This window comes from Streptomyces virginiae (genome assembly GCF_000720455.1).
GTDB lineage: Bacteria > Actinomycetota > Actinomycetes > Streptomycetales > Streptomycetaceae > Streptomyces > Streptomyces virginiae.
On the sequence record NZ_JOAK01000014.1, the window covers coordinates 69,451 to 93,060 of the forward strand.

18 protein-coding genes are annotated in these 23,610 nt (G+C 75.0%); 8 read left to right on the top strand and 10 right to left on the bottom strand.

Features of this window, described 5'->3' with window-relative positions; translation table 11 throughout:
- Positions 1–19 precede the first annotated feature (19 nt).
- Both IG86_RS0121425 and IG86_RS0121430 read left to right on the top strand, forming a co-directional pair.
- A complete protein-coding gene (locus IG86_RS0121425; protein ID WP_051785312.1) occupies positions 20–793 on the top strand; it encodes a thioesterase II family protein in 774 nt (257 codons plus the stop codon).
- A gap of 150 nt (positions 794–943) precedes the next feature.
- A complete protein-coding gene (locus IG86_RS0121430) occupies positions 944–1,852 on the top strand; it encodes an ion transporter (protein WP_051785313.1) in 909 nt (302 codons plus the stop codon).
- Positions 1,853–1,870: 18 nt separating this feature from the next.
- Here IG86_RS0121430 and IG86_RS45080 read toward each other — a convergent pair whose 3' ends face one another.
- The 6 genes from IG86_RS45080 to IG86_RS0121460 form a co-directional block, all read right to left on the bottom strand.
- On the bottom strand, positions 1,871–5,467 hold the full coding sequence (locus IG86_RS45080) for an SAV_2336 N-terminal domain-related protein (protein ID WP_030898785.1): 3,597 nt from the start codon (positions 5,465–5,467) through the stop codon (positions 1,871–1,873).
- The gene (locus tag IG86_RS0121440; protein ID WP_030898788.1) at positions 5,464–6,612 is read right to left on the bottom strand and encodes an AAA family ATPase; all 1,149 of its coding nucleotides are present in this window, start codon (positions 6,610–6,612) and stop codon (positions 5,464–5,466) included. The genes IG86_RS45080 and IG86_RS0121440 overlap by 4 nt, the downstream gene beginning before the upstream one ends.
- Before the next feature lie 30 nt (positions 6,613–6,642).
- Complete coding sequence (locus IG86_RS40055) at positions 6,643–8,718, bottom strand: VMAP-C domain-containing protein (RefSeq protein WP_030826223.1); 2,076 nt, start codon at positions 8,716–8,718, stop codon at positions 6,643–6,645.
- On the bottom strand, positions 8,715–9,980 hold the full coding sequence (locus IG86_RS0121450) for a hypothetical protein (protein ID WP_030826226.1): 1,266 nt from the start codon (positions 9,978–9,980) through the stop codon (positions 8,715–8,717). Before IG86_RS0121450 ends, IG86_RS40055 begins: the two co-directional genes overlap by 4 nt.
- A 160-nt stretch (positions 9,981–10,140) precedes the next feature.
- A complete protein-coding gene (locus IG86_RS0121455) occupies positions 10,141–11,325 on the bottom strand; it encodes a GDSL-type esterase/lipase family protein (RefSeq protein WP_051785315.1) in 1,185 nt (394 codons plus the stop codon).
- Positions 11,326–11,381: 56 nt separating this feature from the next.
- Complete coding sequence (locus tag IG86_RS0121460; protein WP_030826232.1) at positions 11,382–12,449, bottom strand: phosphatidylinositol-specific phospholipase C domain-containing protein; 1,068 nt, start codon at positions 12,447–12,449, stop codon at positions 11,382–11,384.
- Between the two features lie 200 nt (positions 12,450–12,649).
- Here IG86_RS0121460 and IG86_RS38940 point away from each other — a divergent pair, with 200 nt between their 5' ends.
- The 3 genes from IG86_RS38940 to IG86_RS0121475 all read left to right on the top strand — a co-directional run bounded on the left by IG86_RS38940 (position 12,650) and on the right by IG86_RS0121475 (position 15,679).
- Complete coding sequence (locus IG86_RS38940) at positions 12,650–13,609, top strand: trypsin-like serine peptidase (RefSeq protein ID WP_078848219.1); 960 nt, start codon at positions 12,650–12,652, stop codon at positions 13,607–13,609.
- A gap of 80 nt (positions 13,610–13,689) precedes the next feature.
- Positions 13,690–14,937: a hypothetical protein gene (locus IG86_RS0121470; protein ID WP_030898794.1), complete on the top strand. Its 1,248-nt coding sequence runs from the start codon at positions 13,690–13,692 to the stop codon at positions 14,935–14,937.
- Entirely contained in the window at positions 14,909–15,679 is a 771-nt protein-coding gene (locus IG86_RS0121475) for a hypothetical protein (protein ID WP_030898796.1), read from the top strand. Before IG86_RS0121470 ends, IG86_RS0121475 begins: the two co-directional genes overlap by 29 nt.
- Positions 15,680–15,707: 28 nt before the next feature.
- Here the strand turns inward: IG86_RS0121475 and IG86_RS0121480 are convergent, their stop codons facing one another.
- On the bottom strand, positions 15,708–16,673 hold the full coding sequence (locus IG86_RS0121480; protein WP_030898799.1) for an oxidoreductase: 966 nt from the start codon (positions 16,671–16,673) through the stop codon (positions 15,708–15,710).
- 146 nt (positions 16,674–16,819) lie between these two features.
- Here IG86_RS0121480 and IG86_RS0121485 point away from each other — a divergent pair, with 146 nt between their 5' ends.
- The 3 genes from IG86_RS0121485 to IG86_RS0121495 are packed head-to-tail and all read left to right on the top strand — an operon-like array spanning position 16,820 to position 19,675.
- Positions 16,820–18,112 (top strand): bifunctional cobalt-precorrin-7 (C(5))-methyltransferase/cobalt-precorrin-6B (C(15))-methyltransferase, encoded by a 1,293-nt coding sequence (locus IG86_RS0121485; protein WP_051785317.1) that lies wholly within the window; start codon positions 16,820–16,822, stop codon positions 18,110–18,112.
- Entirely contained in the window at positions 18,109–18,858 is a 750-nt protein-coding gene (gene cobM / locus IG86_RS0121490; RefSeq protein ID WP_030826245.1) for a precorrin-4 C(11)-methyltransferase, read from the top strand. Before IG86_RS0121485 ends, cobM begins: the two co-directional genes overlap by 4 nt.
- On the top strand, positions 18,848–19,675 hold the full coding sequence (locus IG86_RS0121495; RefSeq protein WP_078905986.1) for a cobalt-precorrin-6A reductase: 828 nt from the start codon (positions 18,848–18,850) through the stop codon (positions 19,673–19,675). The genes cobM and IG86_RS0121495 overlap by 11 nt, the downstream gene beginning before the upstream one ends.
- Before the next feature lie 196 nt (positions 19,676–19,871).
- Here IG86_RS0121495 and IG86_RS0121500 read toward each other — a convergent pair whose 3' ends face one another.
- Genes IG86_RS0121500 through IG86_RS0121510 form a run of 3 tightly spaced genes read right to left on the bottom strand, consistent with a single transcriptional unit; the run spans position 19,872 to position 23,273 of the window.
- On the bottom strand, positions 19,872–21,374 hold the full coding sequence (locus tag IG86_RS0121500; RefSeq protein WP_030898808.1) for a precorrin-2 C(20)-methyltransferase: 1,503 nt from the start codon (positions 21,372–21,374) through the stop codon (positions 19,872–19,874).
- Positions 21,371–22,018 carry a precorrin-8X methylmutase gene (locus tag IG86_RS0121505; RefSeq protein WP_030898811.1) on the bottom strand — a complete coding sequence of 216 codons (648 nt, stop codon included), beginning with the start codon at positions 22,016–22,018 and terminating at the stop codon, positions 21,371–21,373. The genes IG86_RS0121500 and IG86_RS0121505 overlap by 4 nt, the downstream gene beginning before the upstream one ends.
- A gap of 4 nt (positions 22,019–22,022) precedes the next feature.
- Positions 22,023–23,273, bottom strand: a complete 1,251-nt coding sequence (locus IG86_RS0121510) for a cobalamin biosynthesis protein CobG (RefSeq protein WP_420894108.1) — start codon at positions 23,271–23,273, stop codon at positions 22,023–22,025.
- Positions 23,274–23,610 lie beyond the last annotated feature (337 nt).

A 23,610-nucleotide genomic window follows, 5' to 3' on the forward strand; every position in this document is an offset into this window, starting at 1 on the left:
GAAAGGACACCGACCGACGATGATCCGTACGACCCCCGCCCCCGCCTTCGCCCCGCCCGCGGCCGGCGACTGGCTGCGCCGTTTCCACCCCGCCGACGACGCCCCCGTACGGCTGTTCTGCTTCCCGCACGCGGGCGGCGCGGCCAGCTACTACTTCCCGATGTCCCGGGCCCTGTCCCCGTACGCCGACGTGGTGCCCGTGCAGTACCCGGGCCGCCAGGACCGCCGGGGCGAGAGGTGCGTCGACGACCTGATGGAGCTCGCGGACCGGGTCACCCGCGAGCTGCTGCCCCGGTGCGACCGGCCGGTGGCGCTGTTCGGGCACAGCCTGGGCGCGTCCCTGGCCTTCGAGGTGGCGCTGCGGCTCCAGGAGGCCGGCGAACCGGCTCCCGTGGCCCTGTTCGCCTCGGGCCGCCGGGCCCCCTCGCACCACCGTGAGAACCAGCTGGTCCATCTCGCCCCCGACGAGCAGCTGCTCGCCGAGATCAAGGGGCTCAGCGGCACCGACCCGGCGGTCCTGGCCGACGACGAGCTGCTGCGGTCGGTTCTCCCGGCGATCCGCGGCGACTACAAGGCCGCCGAGACCTACCGCTACCGGCCGGGGCCCGCCCTGACCTGCCCGATCACGGTCCTCACCGGGGACGCCGACCCGGCGGTGACGGCGGAGGAGGCCGCGGGCTGGGCCGACCACACCGAGGGCCCCTTCGCCCTCCACCGCTTCACCGGCGGCCACTTCTACCTCAACCAGCACGCCGCCGAGGTGAACGACCTGGTGCGACGGCAACTGTCGTAGGGCCGTCCGTCCCCACCGCCATTCGGAGGGTGGGGGCGCGCGCGTCGGCGCGTTGGGGCGCGCGCAGTGGTGAAACCCGATCGGCTTTGGGGCGTTAGGGAAGGTGGGCCGCCGTTCGCCCGTGGTGCACGCGAGAGTACGAGGAGCACGATGACAGACCCCAGGCCCGCCGGACGCGGCCGGATGAAACTGGCTGCCCGGTGCCGGGTGGCCACCGAGGCGCCCGCCTTCGGCATGGTCGTCTTCTGCGTCATCCTGCTCAACGCCGCGCTGATGGGTGTCGAGACGTACAGCGGGCTCGCCGCGGAGTACCAGCGACTGCTGCGGACCGCCGAGCAGTGCTGCCTGGCCCTGTTCAGCCTGGAGATGCTGCTGCGCGCCGGCGCCTTCGCGGACCGGCCGAAAGCATTCTTCCGCGACCCGTGGAACCTCTTCGACCTCGCGGTCGTCGCCTCGGCCTTCGTCCCGTTCGTCCGTGAGAACACCACCCTGCTGCGGCTGCTGCGGCTGGCCCGGGTGCTGCGCACCGCCCGTTTCCTCCCGCACCTGCGCATCCTGCTGATCGCGGTCGGCCGCAGCCTGCCCGGCACCGCCAGCTTCCTGTTCGTGGGCGGGCTGGTGCTGTACGTGTACGCCATGGTCGGCTGGGTCTGCTTCGCCGAGTCGGACCCGGGGCACTACGGCTCCGTGGGCCGCGCGATGCTCACGCTGTTCCTGCTGACCACCCTGGACGGGCTGACCGACGCCGTCCGCGCGGGACTGCAGATCTCCCGTCTCAGCATCGTCTACTACGCCTCCTACGCGCTGCTCGCCTCCTTCGTCCTGGTCAACGTCCTGATCGGGGTGGTGCTCAACTCCCTCGACGAGGCACGCGAGATCGAGGACGCGGCCAACCGCGACCGCAAGCAGCCGGGGCCGCCGCCGGCCGCGGGCCCCGACCCGGACGTCCGCGACCGCATCGCGACGGCACGCCGCGCCCTGGACGAGATCGAGGCGAGCCTGCCCGCCCCGGACGGCCGCCCCGCACGCCACCTGGAGACCTCCCGCAGCGGATCCTGAACGGCGGGCGCCGCCGGTTCACTGGTCCCCGATGCCCGGAAGTCGGATGTCCCAGGTGCCGTCCGGGCGCTGGTGGACGGCCCAGCGCCCGGACCGGTCCGCGAAGGCGGACCCGGGCGGCTCCTGGAGGCGCAGCTGCTCCAGCCGGACCCGGCCCCGGAACGTGGCTCCGCCGAAGTTCACCGGTCCTTCGAACACGGCACCGGTGGACACCAGTCCCAGTTCCCACGTCGTGGAGGCGAAGGAGACCGCTCCCGCGAAGGAAGCCCCGCTCAGCCCGGTCAGGCCGCAGAACACCGCGCGCGAGAAGTCCGCCGCCGCGGCCACCCGCATCCCGTTCAGGTCCGCCGAGGCCTCCAGCACGGCCCGGGCGAAGGACACGTCGTCCAGGAAGGCACTGTCCGAGAAGCCCGCCAGGCCCCGGAACTGCGCACGGCGGAAATCGGCCTCCCCGTGGAACCGGCTGTGGTCGAAGTCGCCGACGCCGAGGAACACCGCCCCGTCGAAGGACACCGGTCCGGCGAAGGTGGACTTCCCGAGCCTGGCCCGTCCGGCGAAGACGGCCCGGGTGAACGAGGCACCGGCCAGGAACTCGATGCCGCCCTCGTTCCAGTCGTCCACGAAGGTCGCGCGGTCGAAAGCGGCCTCGCCCAGGGTGACGGGCTGCGAGCGCGATGCCCGCAGGGCGTCCAGGAGCCGCTGGAGCAGTCCCTCCTTGAAGGTGGTGCCCCGGAGGTCCAGCGGGGAGCCGGGCCTGAGGGTCCGCAGGTACGCGTGCTCCTCGTCGGGCTCGAGATGGGCGAGGCACCGGTCGTGGCCCGGCAGCCGAGCCCCCGTGCACGGGGCGCGCGGGGGCTCGGCGGAACGACGGCCGCACGTCGGCCAGTCGACGCCCACGCCCCGGAGGTCGGCGGCCTCCGTCAGGGCCAGGCCCAGCTCGGCGCAGTCCCCGGTGCACAACCAGCCTTCCGTGTCACCGCCGAGCGGCACGAGCGTGCGCAGCGCCGTGGGACCGACCAGCGCGCCGAGTTCCTCGTACACGGGGTGGGCCAGGGCCACGGCGAGCGACCCCGGAGACGAGCGGCTCCGGTTCACCGTCCCGGGATGCCGGAGCAGCCGGCCGGCCTCGGACGCGGCCTGCCCGGTGACGCCGCGCCTCTCCGGGAGCGATTCCACGGGCCCCGCCGCCACGGCGACGTCGAGCGAGAAGGGTCCGTCCCCCATTCTCCGGTCCGCGAACAGTGCGGCTGTACGGGGGAGTTCGGACAGCAGCCGGCCCGCCTTGCGCAGGGCCCCGGGATCCTCCAGCAGCACCACCTGCACGGGCTGCTGGTCCTGCACACCCCCGGCCAGCCTCATGGCGACGTCCGTGTCCGCCATGAGGTTCATCAGGAGATTGACCACCTCCGCACCCGGCGAACTTCCGGTGGGGTGGACGCAGTCGTCACCGAACCGCACGGCCAGGCACACGGTGCCTCCCGCAGAACTGACCTGTCCGTGCTCGGCCATCGCCGCCCGGAAGCCCGGCTGTTCCATCAGGGCGCGGCCCGAGAGGAACACCATGCGGTCCGGCCAGACGCCGTGGACGACGCCCAGCAGCGCGCCCTCGTGGGAGACGGGGCCGCCCCGGAAGTGGGTCCAGGCCTCCGGTTCCGGGGAGAGCCGGACGAGCTCGCCGTTGCGGTCGCCCTCGCACGGGAGCGCCTCCCCCGTCAGCGCGACGCGGTGGCCCTGGTCCGTCGCGCCGTCGACCCGGACCCGGAGCACCTGGGGTTCCGCCTCCGCCCAGGGCAGGGGCGTCGCACCCGGCCAGCGGGCCGGGTCCACCAGGTCCTCGTGGGCCAGCAGGAGGAACACCCGGGGCAGCGCTTCGTCCGCCCACACCGCACGGCACGCGACCTCCCGGTCGCCGGCCCGCACCCAGGCGGCCGTCCCGGCGGGCAGCGGTGCGTCACCGACCGTGAGAACGAGGCGCGGCGTCAGCAGGGTGCCCACCTCCTGCGGCTCCGGCATCGGGTCGTAGCGAACGCGGACGATCCGGTCCGTGAGCCCCCGCTCCTGGGGCGGCTGCGTCGCGAACGGCAGGGTCCCCTCCGCCACCGGTCGGCGGCCCTCGCGCCCGTCGGTGACCCGGGTCGCGGAGAAGTCCGGCCCGGTGCCGCGGTTGCGGGACATGTACTCCCACACGCGCCGGCGGACCAGTTCCCGTACGGCGGCCACCTCCCCGCGCAGTTGCGAGCCGAGCAGCGCCTCCCGTACGCCCGGCAGGAACTCGAACTCCACCTCCTCGGCGTCCCGTTCGTGGTCCCACGGCGCGAACAGCCCGCCGAGGGCGACCTCCGCGAGGTGTCCGTGCTCGGAATCGCGCAGCAGGGAGCGCCGGACCAGGTTCATGACGGGCAGGGTCAGCGGTACGGCGGCCAGGTGGGCGGCGAGCTGCTGGGCGGTCGGGGAGGCGCTCGCGCGGAAGCGTTCCACCACCTCCAGCGCGCTGCGCACGCCGCCGGCCGGGGCTTCGCGGCCGCCCGCGCTCTCCGGCTCCGCGTCCAGCCGCAGACAGGCGAGGCGCCGCCAGCGGCCGTCCCCGGAGACCACCCGCACCAGCCGGGCCAGGCTGCCCGGGGCGACACCGACGACGGGGACGACATCGGCGGTGCGCAGACGCCCGGCGCGGGAGCGGCGGGCGGTCGCGGCCCGCTGCCAGGAGCGGGTGGCGGCGGCCGGACGGTCGGCGCGGACGGCGAAGGGCACGGGCCGCACGGCGCCGCGCGTCCAGAGCCGTTCGGGCAGGACGTTGAGCACGGCCACGGCGTTGTGCGTGCACCAGTGCCGGAGCACGCCCTGCACGGAGGCCTCGCGCCAGCCTCCCGCCACGGTGTCGGAGAGTACGAGGATCAGTCTGCGGCCGGCGGGGTCGGCCAGTTCCAGCGGGTTGCGGGGCGCGCCGGAGCGGCCGCGGGTGAGCATCGGGGTGGCGCCGGAGCCGGTGCCGGTCAGCTGCCAGGTGCGTACGTCGCGGAAGACGCCGCTGCGGGTCAGCACGCGGCGCAGTTCGTCCACGAGGTCCGCCCAGAGCAGCATCGAGTGGTGCGTGTCGACGACCAGCGCCAGGTCCAGCCAGCGGCTCTCGGCCGGCCGCAGGACGGGCGTGGGCACCATCCGCTCGATGCTGCGCTCGACGGTGAGCTGCTCGTCCAGTTCCTCCCCGGGGCCGCCGATGGAGCGCCGCCCGACGGGGCGCAGGGCCCGCATCAGGGCGAGCGGGTCGTCGAGGGAGGCGGCCCGGGGCAGCCGCACGGGCGAGCCCCGGCGGCCCGCGCCGTCGTCGGCCGGTTTCCCGGCGGGGGCGGCCACGGAGGCGGGCAGGAGCTTGACGGCCGGCTGCCCGTCGGCCGGGCCGCCGGAGACCGCCGCGGCCTCGGGTGCCGGCGGGTCGGCGACCGGTGGCGGCCCGGCTTCGGCGTCGCCGGGCGGCACCGGGGGCGGGCGGAGCCCGGCGGGGTCCACGCGGGCGGCCAGCCACAGGATGTCGGCGATCTCCTCCGCCCCGATGCCGGGACGCGGGCCCGCGTCCCGGGCGCCGTCGGCGAGGGCCGCGAGCAGGTCCTCGATCACGCCGTGGGCCCGGTCAGGTGCTGCATGACGGTCTTGAGGAAGCGGTCGCGGTCCGCGGGGGCGGACCAGGCTCCGGCGAGGCGGAGCTGGATGGCGTTGAGGAGCTGGTCGGTGGCGAGGTCACCGTCCCCGGAACGGTCGATGAAGTCCTGGACGAGTTCCTGGTACTCGCCGCCCGCCTCGACGTCGACGCCGAGCCGGCGGCGCACGATGCGGGCGAGCTTCTCCGGGCCGGGCGGCTCCAGGTGCAGGCGGACGCAGCGGCGCAGGAAGGCGGGCGGGAAGTCGCGTTCGCCGTTGCTGGTGAGGACGACGACGGGGAAGTACCGGCACTGCACGCGGCCTTGTGAGATGTGGACGGAGGCGTCGGGGTCGTCGTCGGTGCCGATGGCGACGGTGGGGTCCTCCTTGGCGAGGCGGGCGAGTTCGGGGACGACGAAGCCGCCGTCCTCGAAGACGGTGAGGAGGTCGCCGGGGAGGTCGATGTCGCTCTTGTCGATCTCGTCCACGAGCAGGACGCGGGGCCGGTCCTGCGGCAGCAGGGCGGTGCCGAGCGGCCCGAGGCGCAGGTAGCGGGAGATCGAGGGCGCGTGGGCGGCTTCGGTGTCGGGATCTGGTGCGGCCGCGGGTCGGGCGGCGGTTCCGGCCGCGGTTTCGGCCGTGCCGGCGGTCACGGTGGCCGGTGCCGCGGGGCCCGTCGGGCCGGCCGGCCGGCGCAGTTGCTCCAGGCCGGCCTCCTGGAGCCGGCCGATGGCGTCGTACAGGTAGAGCCCGTCGCGCAGCACCGTCCGGCTGGTGATGGGCCAGTGCAGTACGGGTCCCAGGCCCAGGTCCGAGGCGATGCTGTAGGCCAGGGTGGACTTCCCGACGCCGGGCTTCCCGGTGATCAGCAGCGGCCGGCGCAGGTGCAGGGCCGTGTTGACGACGTCCATCTCCTGCTCGTCGGGGACGTAGCCCTCGCCGCGCCGGCGGGTGCGCTCCCAGGCGGGCCCCTCGCAGCCGGGGGGCGCGTACCCCGGGTCGGGGCTGCCGGTGAAGTCCCGCCAGGGCGGCGGGGATCCGGTTTCCAGGCGGGCGCGCCGGTCCGCGCCCTCACCGGTCCCGTGGTACAGCCACCAGTCCTTCACCACTGCCTCTGCCTCCATCGTCGTGTCGCCGTCTGTCAGTGGTCGGGGTCAGGCCAGGGACCGGGAGCCCGGTATGTCGTCGGGATCGTCCCACAAGAGCACCAACTGGTCTGCCCCTGAGGGCCGTTGGCCGCCCCCCGGAGCGGCGCGCGCGGCTCCCGCGGCTGCGCCGGCGGCCGCCCGGCGCACCTCCCGCACGCGTGCGGGCAGGGCCAGTACGTCCAGTGCGCCGGGGTCCGGGCAGCCGTCGGGGCCGGCCGGTGCGAGCAGGTCGAGCAGCGGGGGCGCCGGCGTGCCGCCGCCGCGCCGCCACACCGCGACCGGGACACCTCCTTCGAGTACGGCTTCCAGCAGCCCGGTGTGCGGGGCGGAGGTGGTGTGCGCCAGGACGCACGCGGGTGCCGGCCGCTCGGCCAGTTCCATCCCCAGCACGTCCGTGACCTCGGCCTCCTCCACCACCCGGACCGCCTCGGGGTGCCGGCCGCCCCGGGTGCACAGCCAGCGCCAGCTGGTGTGCCACTCGGCCCGGGTGTCCCCGCGCTCCTGCGGGCAGCGCACCACGACCTGGTGGAGCAGGCCGAGGGCGCGGGGCCGGCCGGCCGGACCGCGCGGCACCGGCCACTGGTCGAAGTCGGCGTCGAGCAGCTCGTACGGCACGTGGAACTCGATGCGGTCGACGCCGCCCGGGGCCTGCGGCCCGGTCCCGCCGCCGTCCGCCGGCGCCGCGCCGATGAGGGCGAGCTGCCGCAGGAGTTCCTCCCGTACGGTGTCCAGCCGGACGGGCGGGCCCTGCGACTCCCATATGTGCTCGGTGCGTTCGCCGCGCAGCCACATCCGGGCGCGGAAGCCCGGCCCGCCGTCCGGCGGCGGTTCCAGCCCCACGTGTACGACGGTGGTGCGCGCGGGGGGCGGCGGCGGGGGCAGCACCGGCAGGGCGAGCCGCTCGCGGGTGGTGTCCACCCAGTCCTTCAGCAGTCCCGCCCATGCCGTGTCGCCCGCCCCGGCGGCCCGGTCCGCGAGGAACCGCACGAAGGGCACGGCCAGTGGCATCCCGCCGCGTCCGCCCTGGCGTTCGTCCAGGTCCTGGACCACGTCCAGGAGGCAGTCGCCCGGCAGTCCGCCGCCGACCGGGGTGGTGCAGCCGGCCGTCTTGAACGCCCAGGCGTAGGCCTCGTAGGCGCAGCGCGGCAGTGCGCGGCCCTCGAAGAGCGCGCCGAGTCCGTCCCAGGCCTGCTGGTCGAGCCGGGCGGCCCGGGGCAGCGCGACCGCGGTCAGGTCGTCGTCGAGGAAGGAGCAGGCGTCCCAGTCCCGGTCCACGAGGAACTGCGGGAGCTGCCAGCCCTCGCCGCGTTCGCGCAGCTCCCGGAAGGTGCGGTGGATGCTGCGGGCGGCGCCGGGGAGCCCGCTGACGCTTTCGCGTACGGAGCGTCCGCCGAGTTCCGTGAGGAGGGCCTCGGTGAAGCGGCCGGCGCCGCGCTCGGCGTCGTTCTGCGCGGCCTCGCCCTCGCGGGAGGCGTAGAGGCGGAACTGGCGGCGTCCCGGCACCGAGCTGCCGCCGCCGTAGTCGGTGCTGCCGAAGTTCCAGCGGGCGTCGCGGGGCGCGTCGACGCGGCAGGAGTCGACGAGTGCGGCCTGGAGCGGGAAGCTGCGCTGTTTGACCAGGTCGGTGCGCCACCAGCGGAGTGCCGAATCGAGGTTGAGGTGGCGGATCTGGCTGGGGCGGGCGTCGGCGCAGGGCAGCATGAGCTCCTGGCGGGGCCCGAGGTAGCCGTGTCCGGCCCAGAAGATCCACAGCAGGTCGCCGTCGCACTGCGGGAGTTCGTCGAGCAGCGCCGCCTTCACGTTCTCCTCGGTCGCCGGCCGGTACGCCGTGCGCAGGGCGGCCATGGCCGGGGAGTCCGGCCATTCGAGGGCTTCGGGTTCGTCGAGCGGGGACAGCAGGAGCCGGAGGTTGCCGGGTGGCACCTGGGCGGGGCCGGTCAGCCAGTGCGCGAAGCGCAGGGCGTCTCGGGCCGGGCCGCGCAGGTTCCAGCGGTGGCTGATGTCGTAGCGCTCGACACCGGCGACGAGCGCGAAGGTGCGCTGCGGGCCGAGGGCCGGGGGCAGGAAGTCGGTGGGGATCACCCGATCTCCGCTTCGGCCACCGCCTGTTCGATCCGTTCGTAGAGGGAGTCCTGTTTCCAGTAGGCGCTGTGGCAGGCGGGGAAGGGCTGGCGGCTGCCGATCTCGTGGTCGGTGATGCGCGGGTCGCCGGGGAAGACGGGCCCGGCGAGGTAGGACAGCACGTCCTGGCGGTCATAGACGTTGAGCCAGCGCGGGAAGCCGTACGGGAGCTTCGCGCCCGGTTCGAGCGCGGTCAGGGCGCCGAGCTCGTAGAGGAAGGGCGCCTGGGATCCGACGGTGACGAGCAGTTCCGTGCCGGGGACGGCCTCGCCGCGGGCGGCGGCGAGGGCGAGGAGGTCCACGAGCGCGATCCCGCCGAGGCTGTGGCCGATGAGTACGGTCGGCCCCGGGGCGGCGGCGATCCGGGCGTGCAGGAATTCCCGCAGGTCATGGCCGCGGGCCTGGTAGCGCAGGATGTCGCCGAGCGCGGGGGTGGCGCCGACGGTGAGGGAACCGCGCCAGGCGTTGAGCAGGGGCTGGGTGGTGACCCGCATCGCGAGGCGGCCGAGGACGGCGGCCGCGCGGGCGCCGGGGACGCGGGCGTCGCCGCCGAGGCGGGTGGTGAGCAGTTCGACGAGGCGGTCCCGTTCGGCGCCGGTGCAGTCGGCGTCGGCTCCGGCGGCGGCGAGCGCGCCGGCGGTCACGGCCCGGGCGAGGGCGGTGGCCAGCTCCCGTGCCTGTGGTTCGCCGGTGGCCCGGTCCGCGGCGCGGGCCGCCTCGGCGGAGTCGGCGGCGCCGGTCAGGGCGGCGGGGAAGCCGGCGGCGAGCCCGGTGCCGTGCAGGAGGGCGCCGAGTTCGTCCCCGGGGTGGGGCGGCGCGGGCGGTAAGCCGGCCAGCAGCGCGAGCACCCGGACCCCGGCGGGCTGGACGCCGGGCATCGCGAAGGCGTCGTCGTCCCCGCCCCCGGGTCCGTCCGGGTCCGGGCCGCCGTCGGCCCAGCCGGCCTCGGCGAGGACCCGGAGTTCGCACAGCGGGTCGGCGAGCAGCAGGGCCCACTCGGCGGTCTCCTCGTCGACGGCGTCCGGTGCGGCTCCGGCCGCGGGCCGCAGCCCGGGCACGGACCGGCCTCCGGCGCCGAGGGTCGCGCCGAACCGGTCGCCCCAGTAGCAGGAGTCCACGCGGGCTTCGGGGAATCTGGCCGTCAGCCGCCCGCGCACCAGGGCGAAGAGCCGGTCGTGCCGCTCACGCCGTACTCCCGTGCCGTGGACAAAGAGAAAACGCATCGCGGCCCCGCCCCCCTCGTACCGTTCGCCCCTGGGTCGTGTCGTCAAAGTAGCGCCGACCGCCCGGCAGGGGGTAGGGAACGCCCGGTTCGGGGGGTGTCCGGCAGATCGGTGTCGGACGGCCCGGGCGCGGCCGTGGTCCGCCGGACACCCGTGTGCGTCAGCGGGCCCAGGCGGAGCCGAAGGCGTGCTCGGTGAAGCGCTCGCCGATGCGGCGGTGCCCGGCGGCATCGGGGTGGAGGTCGTCGGGCAGCGGGAACTCGGCGAAGTCGGCCTCCCCGTACAGGGCGCGGCCGTCGAGGTGGTGCAGGTGGGGGTCGTCGGTGGCGCGCGCCGCGGTGATGCGGGCGAGTTCGTCGCGCACGACGCGCAGGGTCAGCTTCCCCTGGGCGGCCTCCGCCGGGTCGCCGAGGGCGCGGAAGCGCAGCCGGCCGTCGCCGAGGTCGGCCGCGGCCGGGCCCGGGGTGTCCTCGTGGATCGGGCAGTAGAGGGGGGAGACGACCAGGACGGGGGTGGTGGGGTGTCCTTCGCGGAGGGTGTCGAGGAAGCCGTGGACGGCGGCGGTGAAGGCGCGCAGGCGCATCACGTCGTGGTTGACGAGGTTGATGCCGATCTTGAGGCTGATCAGGTCGGCGGGGGTGTCGCGCATGGTCCGTGCGGTGAACGGGTCGAGCAGGGCGTTGCCGCTGAAGCCGAGGTTGACCAGTTCCACGCCGGCGCCGGCGGCTGCCAGCGCGGGCCAGGTCCCGGTCGGGCCGTCTGCGGTCGAGCCGTGGCTGATCGAACTGCCGTGGTGCAGCCAGACGCGGCGGCCGGGGTCGGGCGCCGGTTCCACGGGGGCGTCGGTGCGCAGGGCGATGAGTTCGTGGATCCCCCGGTACGGCAGCCAGATCTCGACGTCCTTGGTCCCGTCGGCCAGTCCGGCGAACCGGACGGTGCCGGGCGGGCCGGGGGTGAGGACCGCGGCCCAGGTGGTGGTGTCGACCGTACGGACGTTTCCGCCGTCGGCGGTGGCCCGGCCGGCCGGGCGGCCGTCGACCACGAGGTCGTAGACGGCGTCCGGGGGCGTGGGCGCGCCGCGGTAGACGGTCGTCGTGGCGAGGACGTCCAGTTCGACGGCGGTGGCCCGGGTGCGGAAGGCCAGCCGCACGCCGGCGGGCTGGGCCTCGACCTCCGCGAGGTCGCCGGGGGCCTGGCGGCGGGCCCAGGCGGGCAGCCGGTGGGGCAGGACGCCGCGGGCGGTGCGTTCCGCCTCCAGTGCGCCGCGCAGGAGTTCCGGCCCGACGGGCGTGGTGATCCAGCCGGGTGCGCCGTGGGGGGCCGTGTCGTGTTCGAGGTCGTCCATTGCCTCACCCTTTCAACCGGACGCGGTTCCCGCATCCGGTTTCGGGGCGGGTCCGGTCACCGGCCGCGCGGGACGACGGTGGCCAGGACCTGGGGCAGCGGGTACCAGTCGGCGGAGACGACGGTGGCGTGGCGGCCGGCGAGGAGTGCGAGGCGGTCGCGGGCCTGGGTTTCGGTGGGGCGGGTGGAGTCGATGGCCGGGGCGACGGCATGGGCGTCCGTGGCGATCAGGAGGTAGTGGTTGCGGTCGTACCAGCCGGTGTCGATGGAGCCGCCGGCGTAGGCGCTCGCGTCCCCGTCGAAGATCACGAACCAGGGCCGCAGGGATGCGTCGGCGTAGCGGGTGCGCGGGTCGCCCGGCTCGGCCCGGTGCACGGCGGGGAAGGCCGCGGCCCGGTCGAGCAGGCCCTGGGCGGCGAGGGAGCGCAGGTGGACGGCGTACTCCCGGTCGGTCCACAGGGTGTCGGAGCTGTTGCCCTCCTCCAGGGTGCCGGGGATCAGCTCGACGATGAACTTTCCGGCGAGGGCGGCCCGGTCGGGCCAGGCTCCGGCGCGGGCGGCGGTGTCGAGGTCGGGGTGCCCGGCGGCCAGCAGGCCGGGGCGGTAGACGGCGTCGCCGAGGGCGCCGGTCAGCAGCGCGTCCAGTTCGGCGGGGCCGCGTCCGAGGTTCGCGGCGAAGCCGTCCTTGAGTTCCAGCTTCAGGACGACCGGCCGGTGGCCCGGGTGGGCGTCGTGCCAGCTGCGGATGTCGGCGAGGCAGCCGGCCAGGGGCTGGTTGCGCGCCTTGGTGCGCAGCTGGCCCGGGGTGGTGGCGTTCTCGCAGTTGTTGTCGTTGCCGAAGGGGTTGCTGTGGGCCACCCGCCACGAGCTGCCGAAGAAGTTGGTCCACACGTCGAGTTCGAGCATGGCGGCGCCGGAGTCCAACGCGTCGGCGAAGTAGGGGTACTTGGCCTTCTCGTAGGCGTTGTGCACACCGACGCCGGTGGAACCCGCGTACGGCAGGCCGTCGGTGGACCGGGGCGCGGGTGCGGCGCCGGACGCGCCGGCCGGTGTCGCGCCCAGCGCGAGGGTCGTGGCGGCGAGTGCGGCGCACACCGCGGCCCCCGTCCGGCTCCGCAGTCCCATGGCAGGCTCCCGTCGCTTCGCGTGCGGCTCAAGTCGGCTGGAGCGTAGGGCGGTCGGGTGACGACCGGAAGGCCCATGCATGGCATGCGCACGACGATAAGCCCGGCTGTGAGAACGGACACGTCCCGACCTCGGAACCCGGCCCGCCCTCCCCCCATCGAACCGAGAGTCGGACGCGTACGCGGGCGGGAGGGGGCCACATGTCCAGCAGGGTTCAGGGGCGGGAGCGGGGACGGACCGCGGCGCGGGGTTCCGTGGCCGTCGGCCTGCTGTGCACCCTGGTCCTCGCGGGGGCCGGGTACGTCGCCTGGGAGCTGCGCGGCATCGCCGCCAACCGGGCGGACGGCGATCCGGCCCGGGGCGTCTACCAGCAGGACCCCGAACGTGCCGACCGGACGGCGTCGGCCGTGCTCGACGGGATCGTCCGCGAGGACCCGGACCCGCCGACCGACGGCAAGGCCTTCGCCGACGGCGGCGCGGTGAACTGGCGCTCCGGCGGATGGGAGCCCTCCGACCCGCTGGAGGCCAGACCCGCCCCCGCCGAACCGGCGATCGGCGCGCTCTTCTCCCCCGGCAACGACGGCGACCCCGACCACCACTGCTCGGGCGTCGTGGTCCACTCCCCCGCCGGTGACCTCGTCGCCACGGCCGCCCACTGCGTGTACGGCGGCGGCTTCCGCACCAACCTCGCCTTCGCGCCGGGGTACCGGGACGGGATCGCACCGTACGGCGTCTGGGTGCCCACCCGGATCGACGTGGACCCGCGCTGGACCGCGGACCAGGACCCCGACCACGACATCGCCTTCCTCCGGCTGCGCCGGCCCGGATACCCGGGTCAGCGCCTGGAGGACGTCACCGGCGCCGAGACCATCGCCTTCGGGCGCGAACTGCCCACGCCCGCACGGCTCGTGGGCTATCCGAACTTCTCCGAGCAGCCCCTGGACTGCCGGACCACCGCCCGCCCGGCCGGCCCGACGCAACTGCGGCTGGACTGCGCGGACGTGCCCAACGGCACCAGCGGCGGCCCGGTGCTCACCGACGGGCACACCCTGATCGGCGTGATCGGCGGCCGCGACGGCGGCGGCGACGACGAGACCTCGTACAGCATCCACTTCGGCGACGGCGTGCGCGCCCTCTACGAGCGCTCCACCCACTCCTGACCCGGTCCCTCGCCGGACAGGGACCGGCCACTACTGTTCTGAGCGATCCACCGAGCCACGCGAACGACAGGTACCGCTTGATGAGCACGGCAGAGCCGGCAGAAGCCCGCATCGAGGACGCGGACACCATCATGGTCGCGCCCTCGGCGTTGCGGGACCACGACGTGGTCAGGGACTTCTTCGGGTCCGTGATCACGCCGGAGGACTTCGCCTCCGGGGCGACCGACCTCGCACGCAAGACCGTCTACCTGTGCGGCGACCTGTCCGGGAGCGGGACCGGCGGCCGCCGACCGGACGCGGCTGCAAGGGTGTTCGTCGTACGGGAGCTGTCACACGGCTACGACGAGGACGCCGGCGGACGGTGGGACCTCATCGGCCTCGGCCGCGTTCCCCTGCGCGTACACGGCGTCGGCGTGTACTACCGCCGCTTCTTCGAACCCGGCGCCGATCACTTCGGCCGGATCAGTGCCGAGCACGCCTTCCAGTCCCTGACGGAGTCCGACAAGCCCGCAACGGCCCACCGCAGCGGGATCTATCTGACGCCCGTCACGCGGCACGGCGACGAACTGCACTTCCGCCTGCTGCGGTGCTCGACGAATCTCTCGGGGCCGACGGAGGACTTCGGTCCCACCGACACCCGCATCGTCGAGGCTCTGAACCGGGAGGCCGCCACCGTCTTCCGCAACCACGCACCGCTCAATCACGTACTCGCCCAGATCTACCACAACACCCTTGCCACGGAGGGGCGCAAACAGTCCAAGGCCAAGATCTCGGCCCATGCCGACAAGACCAAGGACATGCCCGCCCACGGCATCATGGCCTTCTGCACCTTCTACGACCGGCTCGACGGGCTGCGGCCCCTGGCCGAGGACGCCTTCGACTTCGGGGTGAAGGGTGCCAGCGGGCTGACCAGGCTCCACTTCCGCCTCAAGGAGCCGAGCGCACAGCACGACGGGGGCGCGCTGCCGGCGCAGTTCACCCTGACCCTGCACCCCGGCTCCGTCTTCCTCATGCCGCTGTCCACCAACCGCCTGTACACGCACGCGATCCGGCCCTCGCCGCTGGACGCCGAGTCGCTCCCGACCCGTCTGGGATACGTGGTGCGCTGTTCGAGCGCCGAAGCCGTGCACAAGAACGGCCGCACGTTTCTCAAGACGGCCGGAGACCCGGCACCGCTGGAGCAGCCCACACCGGCGGGCATGGACGAGCTGCGCAGGCTGTACGCCGAGGAGAACAGGACCTCGTCCTTCATCGACTACGGCGACCGGTTCCCCTTCAGCATGAACACGGGAGATTATCTTGCCCCCGCAGTCCACGATCTTGGATGAGATCCTCTCGTGCGAGGTGCCGACCGACGAGGACCTCTTCGCGGAGCTGTCGGCGTCGGTCCGCTGGGAAGAGGTGGGCAAGGGCCGGCGGGGCGCCACGCTCGTCAGGACCGACGAGGCCGGCGGGGTGCCCCTCGTACGCACCACCACCCGGTACGGCGGCCCGGCGCAGCGTTTCCGGACGGTGCACGAACGGCTGGCGCGGCGCGTCCGGGAACGCGCGGCGCTCCCGGTCGGCTTCAACAACGCCCTCATCGAGCGCTACACGAACGCCTACACCACCATGGGCGGTCACTGCGACCAGGCCCTCGACCTGGCCGACGAGTCGTTCATCGCCGTGTTCTCCTGCTACCAGCATCCCGACGCGGGGCCGCCGAGAAAGCTGATCTTCGAATCGAAGGAGCCGGGTGGCGAGAGGGCCGAGATCCCCCTCGCCCACCACGGCGTCGTCGCGTTCTCCGTCGACACGAACCGCCGGCTCAGGCACCGGATCGTCCTGGACACGCCCGCCGGAGCGGCCGACAACACATGGCTGGGCGTGACGTTCCGAACGTCGAAGACCTTCGTCCGGTTTCACGACGGACAGGCGTACCTCCCTCAGGGCGCCCGCCTCGTGGCGGCCGACGAAGAACAGGCGAGCGAGTTCTACCGGCTGCGGCGCCGTGAGAACAAGGAAACGGACTTCAGCTACCCCCCGCTGACCTACACCGTCAGCGAGAGCGATCTGATGCCGCCGCTCTGACCCGCCCGGTGCCGGTGAAGGCCCCGGATCAGCGCGGCAGGGACGCGTAGGAGACGCCCGTCAGCTTCTCGGAGGCGGCCCAGAGCCGTTCGCCCGCGGTGTCGTCGAGGGTCCACCCCGCCCGCCAGGACGGCGCGGGCGCGCCGCGCCAGCCGAACCGCGGGCCGATGAACGCGTCCTGCCCGATCCCGGGCGCTGTGGCCGCGTACAGGGTGGGCAGCGCGCCCGAGGCGGTCGGCTGTGCGAGGACCGCGTTGCCGAAGGCCGCCGCGCGCGAGATCAGGGTGGGGCCCTCCAGCGCGGCCGCTCCGGCGTGGAGGTTGCTGGCGGCGTAGCCCGGGTGGGCCGCGGCCGCGGTGATCGTGGAGCCGGCCGCTGCGAAGCGGCGGCCCAGCTCGTGGGTGAAGAGCAGGTTGGCGGTCTTGGAACGGCCGTAGGCGACCCAGCGGCGGTAGCCGTGCTCGGCGCCCGGGCCGCCGAAGCCGCCCGTCTCCAAGGGGCCGTCCACACCGAAGCCGACCTTCCCCAGGACGTGGAAACCGCTGGAGACGTTGACGATCCGGGCCCCGGCGCCGGCGGCCCGCAGCCTCGGCAGGAGCAGCCCGGTCAGGGCGAAGTGCCCGAGGTGGTTGACCCCGAACTGGGTCTCGAACCCGTCGGCGGTCCGCCCGTACGGCAGCGCCATCACACCGGCGTTGTTGACCAGCAGGTCCAGCGAGGGGTGCCGCTCCCCGCAGGCGGTGGCGAACTCCCGCACCGAGGTCAGATCGGCGAGGTCGAGCGGTATGAACTCCACCTCCGCTCGCGGGACTTCCGCCCGCAGCCGGACCACGGCGGCCCGCCCGCGGGCCGCACTGCGGCAGGCCAGGACCACCGAGGCACCGCGCCGCGCGAGCTCGCGGGCCGTGACGTGGCCGATGCCGCTGTTGGCTCCGGTCACGACGGCGGTCCGGCCGCTCTGGTCGGGAATGTGCGTGGCGTTCCAGCCGGGCATGGCAGCTCCCTCGATCGCGGTGGGTCACCGAGGGTAGACCCAGGCGGTCCCGCCCGGGTTCGCGAGGGTGGGCGGGGCGTCGCATCCGCAGGCCAGTAGGCTGCGGGTCCACCCTCTTTCCCCTTCCGGCCCCGAGGTACAGCGCAGTGAGCTCCGCACCGCCCCCCATACCCGTGACGGTCGTCGGCCTCGGCGCCGACGGGTGGGCCGGGCTCACCGCCGCCGCGCGGTCGTCGCTGTCCTCGGCGGAGGTCCTCATCGGCGGGCCGCGCCAGCTGGACCTGCTGCCCGCCGCCGAGTGCCCCGGGCAGCGGGTGGCGTGGCCGAGCCCGCTGCGGCCGGCGGTACCGAAGCTGATGGCCGAGCACGCCGGACGCCGGATCGCGGTGCTGGCCAGCGGCGATCCGATGTTCTACGGGATCGGCCGCGCCCTCGCCGAGGAGCTCGGGCCGCGGTCCCTGCTGGTCCGCCCGCACCCCTCGTCCGTGTCCTACGCCTGCGCCCGCCTGGGCTGGCCGGTGGAGGACACCGAGGTGGTCACCGTGGTGGGCCGCCCGGTCGCCCGGCTCGCCGCCGCGCTGTACGACGGGCGCCGCGTGCTCGTCCTCAGCGCCGGCGCCGCGTCCCCGGGCGAGATCGCCGCTCTGCTGCGTGAGCGGGGCTTCGGCCCGAGCCGGATGCGGGTCCTGGAACAGCTCGGCTCCGAGCGCGAGGACGCGTACGAGGGCACGGCCGACACCTGGGACCACGCGCCCGGCGACCCCCTGAACGTGGTGGCCGTCGACTGCCGCCGGGACCCCGCCCACGGCGCGCCTCGCCTCGGCGCGACCCCCGGCCTGCCGGACGCCGCCTACGAGCACGACGGCCAGCTCACCAAGCGCCACGTCCGCGCCGCGACCCTGTGCGCGCTCGCCCCGGCCCCCGGCGAGCTGCTGTGGGACATCGGCGGCGGCTCCGGCTCCATCGGCATCGAGTGGTTGCGCACGCACCCCTCGTGCCGGGCGGTGGCCGTGGAGCGCGTCCCTGAGCGGGCCGCGCGGATCACCCGTAACGCGGCGGCGCTCGGCGTGCCCGGCCTGCGCGTGGTCGTCGGAGCCGCTCCGGAGGCGCTCGCCGGGCTCCCGGCCCCCGACGCGGTCTTCATCGGCGGCGGACTGACCGCGCCGGGCCTGCTGGACGCGGCCTGGGCCGCGCTGGCCCCGGGCGGCCGGCTGGTGGTCAACACGGTCACCCTGGAGTCGGAGGCGGTCCTCACCGACCGCTACCGGCGCCACGGCGGCGACCTGGTGAAACTGGCGGTCGCGCACGCCGTGCCCGTCGGCGGTTTCACGGGCTGGCGGCAGGCCATGCCGGTCACCCAGTGGTCGGTGACGAAGCGGCCGGCCGCCCGGCAGGCGGACGCCGAGGACACGCACACCAAGGAGAAGGATCAGACATGACCGTGTACTTCATCGGTGCGGGCCCCGGCGCCGCCGACCTGATCACGGTGCGCGGTGCCCGGACCCTCGCCGCCGCCCCGGTCTGCCTGTACGCGGGCAGCCTCGTGCCGCGCGAGCTGCTCGCCGAGTGCCCGGCGGACGCCCGCCTCGTGGACACCTCGCAGCTGAACCTGGACGAGATCGTCGCCGAGTGCGTACGGGCCCACGAGGCGGGCCAGGACGTGGCGCGCCTGCACTCGGGAGACCCGTCGATCTTCAGCGCCGTCGCCGAACAGATGCGACGGCTGGACGCGGAAGGCATCCCCTACGAGGTCGTCCCGGGCGTGCCGGCCTTCGCCGCCGCGGCCGCGGCCCTCAAGCGGGAGCTGACGGTGCCCACCGTCGGGCAGACCGTGATCCTCACCCGGATCGCCCAGCAGGCGACCCCGATGCCGCCCGGCGAGGACCTGGCCACCCTGGGACGCAGCGGCGCGCTGCTCGTCCTGCACCTGGCCACCCGCTACGTGGACCGGGTGGTCGACGAGCTGCTGCCGCACTACGGGGCCGAGTGCCCGGTGGCGGTGGTGGCGATGGCCAGCCGCCCCGACGAGCTGATCCTGCGCGGCACCCTGGCCGACATCGCCGGCCGGGTGAAGGAGGCGGGCCTGGTCCGCACCGCCGTCATCGTGGTGGGCCGCACCCTGGGCGCCGAGCAGTTCCGCGACAGCCACCTGTACTCCCCCGAGCGCGACCGGCATGTCTGCTGAACCGGCGCCCCTCCCGGCTGAACCGGCGCCCCTCCCACCTGAACCGGCGCCCCTCCCGGCCCACCACGTCCTGATCCTGGGCGGCACCACGGAGGCCCGCCGTCTCGCGGAGGCGCTGGCCCCCGACCCCTCCTGCCACGTGACCACGTCGCTGGCGGGCCGGGTCACCTCGCCCGTGCTCCCGCCGGGCGACACCCGGATCGGCGGCTTCGGCGGTGTCGCGGGCCTCGCGGCCTGGATCGTCGCCCACGACGTCACCCGTGTCGTCGACGCCACCCACCCGTTCGCGGAGCGGATGAGTTTCCACGCAGCCGAGGCGCAGGCGCTCACGGGGGTCCCGCTGGTGGCGCTGAGGCGCCCCGGCTGGACGCCGGAGCCGGGCGACGACTGGACCTTCGTGGACTCGCTCGACGAGGCGGCCGACCGGCTGCCCGGGCTGGGCTCCCGCGCGTTCCTGACCACCGGACGGATGGGCCTGCACGCCTTCGCGCGCCTCACCGGCACCTGGTTCCTGGTGCGTTCGGTGGACCCTCCGCAGGCGCCGGTGCCGCCTCACCTGGAAGTCCTGCTCGCCCGGGGCCCGTTCACCCTGGACGACGAGCGGGAGCTGATCGCCCGGCACCGCATCGACGTCCTGGTGACGAAGGACAGCGGCGGTTCGGCCACCGCCCCCAAGCTCGCGGCGGCCCGCGAGGCCGGCATCCCGGTCCTCGTGGTGCGCCGCCCCGCGGTCCCGGAGGGCGTACCGGAGACGGACTCGGTCGAGGTCGTCCTGGACTGGCTGGGCACGGTCCGCCAGGGCGTGTCCGGAAGGTAGCGCCGACCGCCCGAAGGGCGGGCGCCGCGGCGCGGGGGGGGGGACTCTGCGGACACGGCCGAGGGGGCGTCCTGCAGATCGGGCCGGGCCCGGCCCGAGGACGACGGCGTCCGGACGTGCCGTTCCGCCGGACGGGCGAAGGCCCGGTGCGCTCGTCGCACCGGGCCTTCGCCGCGTACCGCTCCGCCCCGGCCCGTCACGGGTAGCGGCGCGGCGTCCACGTGATCCGCGAGCCGTCGGCCCGCTCGGTGACCTGCGTCTGCGAGGAGCCGATCAGCAGGATCGTGCGCATGTCGACCTCGGACGGCTCCAGTTCGGCGAGCGTGACGATCCGTACCGACTGCCCGGGGCCGCCCACGTCGCGGGCGACGACCACCGGGGTCTGCGGCGAGCGCAGCTCCAGCAGCAGCTCGCGGGCCTGCGCCACCTGCCAGGTCCGGCTGCGGGAGCCGGGGTTGTAGAGGGCGAGCACCAGGTCGGCCGAGGCGGCGGCGCGCAGCCGCTCCGCGATGACCTCCCACGGCTTGAGCCGGTCGGACAGCGAGATCGTCGCGTAGTCGTGGCCGAGCGGGGCGCCGGCCGCGGCGGCCGCCGCGTTGGCCGCGGTCACGCCCGGCAGGACCCGTACGGGCACGTCCTTGTACTCCGCCTGCCCGGCGACCTCCAGGACGGCGGTGGCCATGGCGAAGACGCCCGGGTCGCCGCCGGACACCACGGCCACCCGCTTGCCGCGGCGGGCGAGGTCGAGGGCGAACTCGGCGCGCTCCGACTCCACCTTGTTGTCGGAGCCGTGCCGGACCTGGCCCGGCTTGACGGGCACCCGGTCCAGGTACGTCGTGTACCCGACGAGCACCTCGGCGTCCGCGAGGGCGCGCCGGGTCTGCGGGGTGAGCCACAGCGGGCCGGCCGGGCCGGTGCCGACGACGACGACCTCGCCGGGGCCGGACGGCACGCTGCCCGGGTTGCCGATCCGGCTGGGCACCACGGCGACGGCGAAGTACGGCACGCTGCCGGGGTCGGTGTCGGCGAGGACGCCCGTGCGCTCGCCCTCCATCGTGGCGCGCTCGACGTAGCGGGCCTCGGCGAGCCGGCCGCTGTTCTCCATCGCGCCGCGCACGGCGGGGAAGGTCCGGCCGAGCTTCATCACGACCGCCGAGTCGGTGGCGGCGAGGCGGGCGGTGAGCTCCTCCTCCGGCAGCGTGCCGGGGAGGATGGTCAGGACCTCCTCGCCCTCCACGAGCGGGGTGCCGAGCCGGGCGGCGGCGGCGCTGACCGAGGTGACTCCGGGGACGACCTCGGTGTCATAGCGGTCCGCGAGCCGCTTGTGCATGTGCATGTAGGAGCTGTAGAAGAGCGGGTCGCCCTCCGCGAGCACGGCGACGGTCCGGCCGGCGTCCAGGTGGGCGGCCAGCCGGGCTGCGGCCGACTCGTAGAACTCCTCCATGGCGCCCTGGTAGCCGCCGGGGTGGTCGGTGGTCTCGGTGGTGACCGGGTAGACCAGCGGCTCCTCGATGTGGCGCTCGCGCAGGTGTTTCGCGGCGATCGAGCGGGCGATGGAGCGGCCGTGGCGGGCGCTGTGGTAGGCGACGACGTCAGCCTCGCCGATCACCTCGACGGCCCTCAGCGTCATCAGGTTCGGGTCGCCGGGGCCGAGCCCGACCCCGTAGAGGCGGCCCTTGGGCTGTGCGTCGGCGCTCATTCGGCCACGCTCGCGATGGCGTTGAGGGCGGCCGCGGCGATGGCGCTGCCGCCGCGGCGGCCGCGTACGACGAGGTGGTCGAGGCCGGAGGGGTGGGCGGCGAGGGCGTCCTTGGACTCGGCGGCGCCGATGAAGCCGACGGGCACGCCGATGACGGCGGCGGGGCGCGGGGCGCCCTCCTCGATCATCTCCAGCAGCCGGAACAGCGCGGTCGGGGCGTTGCCGACGGCGACCACCGAACCCTCCAACAGGCCGCGGTCGCGCCACACTTCGAGGGCGGCGGCGCTGCGCGTGGTGCCCATCTTCGCGGCCAGGTCCGGGACGGCCGGGTCGGAGAGCGTGCAGATCACGTCGTTGTCGGCGGGCAGCCGCTTGCGGGTGACGCCGCTGGCGACCATCTGGACGTCGCACAGGATCGGCGCGCCCGCCTCCAGCGCGGCGCGGGCGCGCAGCACCACCTCGGGGGTGTACCCCAGGTCCTGCGGGAGGTCGGTCATCCCGCAGGCGTGAATCATGCGCACCGCGACCTGGGCGACCGAGGCGGGCAGCCCGGAGAGGTCCGCCTCGGCGCGGATCGTGGCAAAGGACTGGCGGTAGATCGCGGCGCCGTCCTTCTCGTACTCAAACACGGTGTACTCGCTCATTTCTTCACTGCGTCTTCGGACTCTGGGGTGATGAGGTGTTCTCGCGTGCGGCCGTGAGGGCGGCCGCCAGGTCTGGCCGGTTCGGCAGGGTGCGCCCGTCCACGGAGAGCCGGTATCCGTCCGCGGTGGCGAGCGCGTCCACCCACTGCGTGCCCCTCGGGTGGCCGCACCGGCGCTCGCAGCCGGACCAGTGCACGGGCAGCGGCCCCCGCGCCCGGTCCACCAGGGCGCGCGCGTCGGCGCGTACGTCTGTGACGGACTTGGCACAACCGGGGCGCCCCGTACAGGCGGTGACGGACAGCCAGGGGCTGTCCGGGGAGACGACGAGCCCGGCGTCGGCCGGCAGGGCCGGGTCCGGTGCGCCCGGCAGGACGACGGTGCGCCACGGGGTGATGCGCAACCCGTCCCCGCGTTCGGCCACTTGTACGAGGATCCGCCACTGGTCGGTGCTCAGCCGGCCGAACGGGGGCAGCACGCACAGGGGATCGTGCGGGCCGGGCAGGGGCGGGGCGCAGTACGGCCAGTCCACGGCGGGCACGCGCACCGCGTCGATGCCGGCGGCGGTCAGCCGGGCCGCGAACTCCCCGTCGTCCAGGGCGTGTCCGGCGGGGAGTTCGGCGACCCGCCAGGCGCGGGTGCCGGCCGCGTCCGCGGCGTCGAGGAAGTGCTCGGCGGCGAGCAGCGCGGCCCGCGGGGCCTCCCGCGCGGCGACGGCCACCGCGCCGGCGGCGGCCCCGAGGCGCACCAGGGCCCCTTCGCCGGGCCGCCCGAGCACGGTGACGTCGGGTTCCAGGGCGGCCACGTCCCCGCGCCCGTCGTCGAGGGCGAAGAGGAAGCGGCCGGACAGCGCGGTGACGCGGGTGTTCGCGCACAGCAGCCGGTCCAGTTCGCGCACCCAGGGCAGGACGTCCTGCGAGGTCGGGGTGGCCACGATGTTGCGTACGCGTTCGTGGGCGGGCGCGGGCAGCAGCCCGGCGGTGTCGAGCAGCTCCGCGAGGCCGGCGCCGCAGCCGTCGGCGAGGCCGCGCAGCTGGACGTTGCCGCGGGAGGTGAGCTCCAGGTGCCCGTCGCCGAACCGGTCGGCGGCCGACGCGAGGAGCGAGGCCTGGTGCGCTGTCAGCGCCCCGCCGGGGATCCGGACGCGTGCGAGGTACCCGTCGTCCGCCGCGTGCAGCCGGAGTGCACCGGGGCAGGCGTCACCGCGGTCCCGTATGACGGGTTCGTCCCGCGGTACGGCGGAGGGGGGCTGGGGCATGGCGGCGAGCATACCCACGATTCCCCTCCCCGGAACTGTGTCCACCGCCACCCTCCGTCACCCGCCGCACTCCCAGCGCCATCCCGGCCCCGCCGCACACTTCCAGCCCCGCCGGCGTTTGAGGCGCGGAGCCCGCAGGCAGAGCCCGCGCACTTCCCTGCCCGCGCGGAGCCCGGAGGCAGAGCCCGCGCGCACTTCCAGCCCCGCCGGCGTTTGAGGCGCGGGGGTCCGGGGGCAGAGCCCCCGCAGCGGCGCCGCACCGGTACACCGCAGCCGCTCCAGCCGGCGGAGCCCACCGCACCCGACACGACCACCCCGCCCCAGCCGGCGGGGCCAC

What these genes read in the sequence shown, in the direction of transcription:
- IG86_RS0121425 (WP_051785312.1), top strand. Translation starts at nt 20, where the DNA reads ATGATCCGTACGACCCCCGCCCCCGCCTTCGCCCCGCCCGCGGCCGGC.
- IG86_RS0121430 (WP_051785313.1), top strand. Translation starts at nt 944, where the DNA reads ATGACAGACCCCAGGCCCGCCGGACGCGGCCGGATGAAACTGGCTGCC.
- IG86_RS0121440 (WP_030898788.1), bottom strand. Translation starts at nt 6,612, where the DNA reads ATGGAGGCAGAGGCAGTGGTGAAGGACTGGTGGCTGTACCACGGGACC.
- IG86_RS0121450 (WP_030826226.1), bottom strand. Translation starts at nt 9,980, where the DNA reads ATGCGTTTTCTCTTTGTCCACGGCACGGGAGTACGGCGTGAGCGGCAC.
- IG86_RS0121455 (WP_051785315.1), bottom strand. Translation starts at nt 11,325, where the DNA reads ATGGACGACCTCGAACACGACACGGCCCCCCACGGCGCACCCGGCTGG.
- IG86_RS0121460 (WP_030826232.1), bottom strand. Translation starts at nt 12,449, where the DNA reads ATGGGACTGCGGAGCCGGACGGGGGCCGCGGTGTGCGCCGCACTCGCC.
- IG86_RS38940 (WP_078848219.1), top strand. Translation starts at nt 12,650, where the DNA reads ATGTCCAGCAGGGTTCAGGGGCGGGAGCGGGGACGGACCGCGGCGCGG.
- IG86_RS0121470 (WP_030898794.1), top strand. Translation starts at nt 13,690, where the DNA reads ATGAGCACGGCAGAGCCGGCAGAAGCCCGCATCGAGGACGCGGACACC.
- IG86_RS0121480 (WP_030898799.1), bottom strand. Translation starts at nt 16,673, where the DNA reads ATGCCCGGCTGGAACGCCACGCACATTCCCGACCAGAGCGGCCGGACC.
- cobM (WP_030826245.1), top strand. Translation starts at nt 18,109, where the DNA reads ATGACCGTGTACTTCATCGGTGCGGGCCCCGGCGCCGCCGACCTGATC.
- IG86_RS0121495 (WP_078905986.1), top strand. Translation starts at nt 18,848, where the DNA reads ATGTCTGCTGAACCGGCGCCCCTCCCGGCTGAACCGGCGCCCCTCCCA.
- IG86_RS0121500 (WP_030898808.1), bottom strand. Translation starts at nt 21,374, where the DNA reads ATGAGCGCCGACGCACAGCCCAAGGGCCGCCTCTACGGGGTCGGGCTC.
- IG86_RS0121505 (WP_030898811.1), bottom strand. Translation starts at nt 22,018, where the DNA reads ATGAGCGAGTACACCGTGTTTGAGTACGAGAAGGACGGCGCCGCGATC.
- IG86_RS0121510 (WP_420894108.1), bottom strand. Translation starts at nt 23,273, where the DNA reads ATGCCCCAGCCCCCCTCCGCCGTACCGCGGGACGAACCCGTCATACGG.